Origin of the sequence: Pelagibacterium lacus (genome assembly GCF_003345525.1) — a bacterium.
Lineage (GTDB): Bacteria > Pseudomonadota > Alphaproteobacteria > Rhizobiales > Devosiaceae > Pelagibacterium > Pelagibacterium lacus.
The window spans coordinates 1-701 of record NZ_QQNH01000076.1 but is presented as its reverse complement, the minus strand read 5'-3'; the positions used below and the strand labels follow the sequence as shown (position 1 = coordinate 701).

Genomic DNA, 701 nt, shown 5'->3' with positions numbered 1-701 from the left:
ATAGGTGGACGACTTTTAAGCCGCCCGCAGCAGGACAATCCAGCCGCTACCGTGGACTAATTTTGCACCGCCGTTCTAACCCAGGATCACCTCGATGCGCTCGATGAGTTCGGCGGGCACCCAGTTGGCGTCGCCGCGCGTGTCGCGCTCGCCCCAGCGGCCCGGGCGCACCGCATTGCGCGACAGGACCGGGCGGCCATCGATGAGGATGAGGGTATTTTCCGGGCCCATGCCGCGCAGGTCGATCTGACGCTGGTTGCCGCGCTGGCCGGTCGAGGTGTTGCCGCTCAGATTGACGCCGGGCATGGTCCGGATGATCTCGGCGAGATCGCGTCCCACCGGCAACCGCTGCAGGTCTTCCAGCGTGATGGTCGAGGTGCCGAGAGCCTGACGCAATTCCTCGGAAGCCGCCAGCACCATCAGCGTCGCGAGGATGGTTTCCTCGTCATCGGGGAAAATGGAGATGGTCTGCGAATAGGCAGGCAGACTGGCCAACAGGGCAAGCGCGGTCAAGCACCTGCCGAACGAAACTAAACGCGGCATAGCGGATTCCCAACTGGAAAAAAGATTACGAATTAAAGGCGTTAGCAGGCCTGCATGCCCTGGATAGATCCGAGGCGCACCCTAGGCTGAATCGACATTCATCGCATCCACAGCATTGCTGCGGCGAGTTGCAAGAAGCTTAGGAAGTGGGTCGCGCG

1 protein-coding gene is annotated in these 701 nt (G+C 61.8%); it reads right to left on the bottom strand.

The annotated features are described in order from the left end of the window. Positions 1 to 75 precede the first annotated feature (75 nt). A complete protein-coding gene (locus tag DVH29_RS16115; RefSeq protein WP_281270853.1) occupies positions 76 to 513 on the bottom strand; it encodes a TonB-dependent receptor plug domain-containing protein in 438 nt (145 codons plus the stop codon). Positions 514 to 701 lie beyond the last annotated feature (188 nt).